The 4,005-nt window shown below is 37.5% G+C and carries 5 protein-coding genes; 4 read left to right on the forward strand and 1 reads right to left on the reverse strand.

All coding sequences use genetic code 11. The annotated features are described in order from the left end of the window. Window positions 1–160 precede the first annotated feature (160 nt). Window positions 161–565 carry a hypothetical protein gene (locus NFS18_RS18995; RefSeq protein WP_251393096.1) on the reverse strand — a complete coding sequence of 135 codons (405 nt, stop codon included), beginning with the start codon at window positions 563–565 and terminating at the stop codon, window positions 161–163. Between the two features lie 264 nt (window positions 566–829). On the opposite strand from NFS18_RS18995, the gene NFS18_RS19000 reads away from it, so the two are divergent. From NFS18_RS19000 to NFS18_RS19015, 4 genes are all read left to right on the forward strand, one after another. Further along, entirely contained in the window at window positions 830–1,945 is a 1,116-nt protein-coding gene (locus NFS18_RS19000; RefSeq protein WP_251393098.1) for an IS110 family RNA-guided transposase, read from the forward strand. A 435-nt stretch (window positions 1,946–2,380) separates the two neighbouring features. Beyond that, complete coding sequence (locus tag NFS18_RS19005) at window positions 2,381–2,689, forward strand: helix-turn-helix domain-containing protein (protein WP_251393100.1); 309 nt, start codon at window positions 2,381–2,383, stop codon at window positions 2,687–2,689. A 59-nt stretch (window positions 2,690–2,748) separates the two neighbouring features. Continuing rightward, window positions 2,749–3,216 carry an ImmA/IrrE family metallo-endopeptidase gene (locus tag NFS18_RS19010; RefSeq protein ID WP_251393102.1) on the forward strand — a complete coding sequence of 156 codons (468 nt, stop codon included), beginning with the start codon at window positions 2,749–2,751 and terminating at the stop codon, window positions 3,214–3,216. 73 nt (window positions 3,217–3,289) lie between these two features. Beyond that, window positions 3,290–3,661 carry a PBECR3 domain-containing polyvalent protein gene (locus NFS18_RS19015; protein ID WP_251393104.1) on the forward strand — a complete coding sequence of 124 codons (372 nt, stop codon included), beginning with the start codon at window positions 3,290–3,292 and terminating at the stop codon, window positions 3,659–3,661. The last annotated feature ends 344 nt before the right edge of the window (window positions 3,662–4,005 follow it).

Consider the following 4,005-nt stretch of genomic DNA (forward strand, 5'->3'; position numbering starts at 1 on the left):
CCGGTTCATTCCGGGGTAAGTAACCGGACCGGGATCGATGCCCTCCCATTCCTCTACCGCTTCCAGACTGCATGGAAACGTAAATATCCAGAACATGATTTCCATCTACTAAAAGGCTACATGGACATATTCCTCAAGCAAATAGAAGTTCAATACATGATTAATCATCCCCCTGTGTCACGGACTCCGTAATACAGGGGTCATTTTCTGCTATTAGATTCCCTTCAAAATCCCAGCATTGTGTAACTATCCTACACAAGTCCTCATTGGTACCTTTTCCACGTAAAGACTCGGTAACAATTACCTGTATTACCTTTGCAGAGTCTGTTCCTCTTGGTCTTACCATCCCCATCACTCTCCTTTTCTCTTCTCCATCTGGTTCTGTTTTGAACAGATAGTCAAATTTAACATGGAAAATCCTGCATAATCGTTTAGCTTCCAACGCAGTAAACTTTCCTGTTTTCTTCTTGTTCTCATACGAAACTCTTGATATGTTTAGTTTTTCTTCCATTTGTTGATTTGTATAAGAATTTCTTGCCTGTTCAGCATCCAAATTTCTGAACATATACTTATCTCCTTTCTCATTTTGGTTTGCATATCGCAAACTATAAGTATAATATAATTGCTTTTTGCAAACTTGTCAATACTTTTCTTTGCATTTTGCAAACTTTTTTATTGACACGTTTTCGGTTCGCAACTATAATCATAGGTAACAGGAGACAATATGAAGTGACCTCACAATTGTAGATTCGTGGATTTACCTGTAAAATATTATTTGTGTAAGAATAATAAGGTAACAGGGATTACCGCATACAATAGGAGGTCACATATGAATAGTATAGTTTATGTTGGGATGGATGTCCATAAGGAACAGTACACACTTTGTTGTTATAGTTATGATACAGATAAGGTTGAATATAAACAGACAATACCATCAGATTACAAACTTGTTCTTAAGTATATGGAGCAGGTTCGCTCAAGATATGAAGGTGAGGTTACATTTGTTTGTGGATACGAGGCAGGATGTTTGGGTTATTCTTTGTATCATCAATTAACAGATCATGCTGTAGATTGCAAAATATTGGCTCCAAGTACAATGGCTATAACTAATACACATCATGTAAAAACCGATAAAAGAGATGCTGCAAATATAGCCAGATGTCTGGCATTTCATACTTATAGTGAAGTATATGTTCCAGATAATGATGACAACGATGTTAAGGAATATATTAGAATGCGTGATGACCAGAAGCTGTATCTCAAAAAGGTAAAACAACAGATTCTTGCGTTTGTTTTAAGACAGGGAAAACGTTTTGAAGGCGGAAAAACTTATTGGACTATTGCACATCTGAAATGGTTAAAAAACTTAGAATTGTCAGATTTACAAAGAGAAACTTTAAATGAATATCTTCTGACCTATGAATATTTAACAGAAAAAATCAGCAGGTTTGATGAAAGAATAGAAGAACTTGCATCAGCAGAAAGATACGAAGAAAAGGTAAAACATATGAGTTGTCTTCTTGGAATTAAGACACATACAGCCCTTTCAATGGTTGTCGAGGTAGGTGATTTTGAAAGATTTGAAAAAGCACCGAAATTTGCTTCGTTTTTAGGTCTTGTACCAAGTGAAGATTCCAGTGATACGAGAGTTAATCGCTACAGTATAACCAAGGCTGGAAATAGTCACTTGCGAAGACTTTTAGTTGAAGCAGCCCAGAGTTATACAAGGGGAAATGTAGGACACAAATCAGTAGCATTGAAGCAAAGACAGAAAGGAAATCCACCGGAAGTAATTGCGTATGCAGATAAAGCAAATGAAAGGCTTAGACGAAGGTTTTACAAAATGACTCTAAACAAAGGAGTTAATCGAAATGTGGCAACAACAGCAATAGCAAGAGAATTAGCGTGTTTTATCTGGGGTATGATGACAGAACATGTGAGTTAGTAGAATATTCATCTGTTTCAGTCAAGGATGCTTCGCATCGCCATTGGCGACAAGTCCCTGACAGAACCATCTGAAAATTCTTAAGGGTAATCAAGCAGAAGAAACTGACTTTGTCAGATTTCATCTGCAAAAACAACTAATAACACTGGATACAGAGTCAGGGTCTTGGAGCATTCTTAGGTCCGAATTATTTGCGACATACCTCTGTTGACATTATATTTATATATTTTGATTCACGCTAGGAGACGGCAAGATTCACGGCGGACCATTGACCTGTAGGTAACCAATCCACGTATAACAGAGTGGCCAAGGCCGGGGACTGTTAGATCTGAGGCTCTGCCTCTGTACCCAGTGTTAAAATTTAAAGAAAGGAAAATGTGGTGATTTCTTGAAATTTACTCTTGACAAGAGGTCACTTCATAACAGGTATATACAATGGGTGAGAATTTCAAGGAAAACTTAAAAGAAGCTCGTATTAAATCCGGTCTTTCACAGAAAGAAGTTTCCGAAAATATCGGCGTAGCAAAATCAACTTATTCTTTATATGAAAGTGGAAATAGAGAGCCAAACGTAAACACAATAAAAAAAATAGCTGATGTACTTAATGTATCTGCGGATACTTTACTTGGAATAGACGAAGATCCTACTACTCTAGCTGCACACTTTGACGGAACAGAGTATACGGAAGAACAACTCAACCGCATAAAAGAATTTGCGAAATTCATCAAACAAGAGAAAAAGTAAAGTCCATATTTTTACACACCCATTTTGATATAATAGTAAAAAAGTGTGGAGGGATTTATTTGAACAAGCTTGAACAATTGGAACAGGAAGCCTTTGAAGATGATATTAGAATACATGATTATTATCTCGGAGAAGAAACACTTAAAGGCTTCTACATAGATGGAAACATAGCAATTAATACTTCCGTGAGTAGCGAAACAGAAAAAGCCTGTATCATTGCTGAGGAACTCGGACATCATCACACCAGTGTCGGTGATATTATAAATATGTCTGACTCTCAAAACCGAAAACAGGAACGTCAGGCAAGGCTCTGGGGATACAATAAGCTGATCGGACTGAATGGGATTATAAAAGCGTTTCAAGCCGGACATCATTCCAGACACGATGCAGCCGAGTATCTGGAAGTAACAGAAGAATTTCTACAAGAATGTATTGACTGTTATCGGGATAAATACGGGGAGTATGCTAAAGTGGATAACTACACTATATTCTTTATTCCGAATCTGTCAGTAATAGAAGAGGTATAACCGCCACGGCGATTATATATAAAGTGGTGTTTTCTCGGCGCAAGTACAAAGGAAAAGAGGTGGTCGACAACTAATGTCCAGAAAACAAATAGGAAATTTTTCTTCTGAAATAATTAAATTATTGGATTTGGACATTCCTGTCGGGACTCCAATTTATATTGCCGAATCCAACATGGAACACATGAAGTCCTCCCACCCAGAAGATTTCAAAAAGTACAGTTGTGACATAGAACAGATAATTGCCCACCCTGACTACGTTGGTAAAAATATAAAAGACAATTCTATTGAATTTACTAAGGAATATGTATCAAACGGTGATTTTGTAAAAGTTGCTGTGCGTGTAAGCTTACAGAATATTTACTATGCCCGTTCTATGTATGTCCTTAATCCAAATAGGGTTAAAAACTTTATTAAAAAGGGGACGCTCAAAAAACTTGACAAATAAACAAAATATTGTATAATGAGGTTGTAAAAGCATAAACTATATTGAATGAAAGCAGAGGACGGAACGGGCAGCCGTCACCCTAGTTGGAGATGTGGGATTGTCACCCCACCTATTTCATTCAGATATAATAAAGACCTCGTAGTAATACGGGGTCTTTTACGTATTCTACTCTATAATGGGAATACAATAAATTGAACCGCAAAGGTCGGAAAGGCTCCCGACACACTCGCAAGAGTACCTGAGATGCTGGATACGCCGCCCAGCTTGGATTCAATTTACAATCAAAGGTGTTTCCATTGCGGAAGCACCTTTTGTTTTTTATACAAAAATAGCCGCCCCAGCGC

This window comes from Mediterraneibacter agrestimuris, assembly GCF_943193195.1.
GTDB lineage: Bacteria > Bacillota > Clostridia > Lachnospirales > Lachnospiraceae > Schaedlerella > Schaedlerella agrestimuris.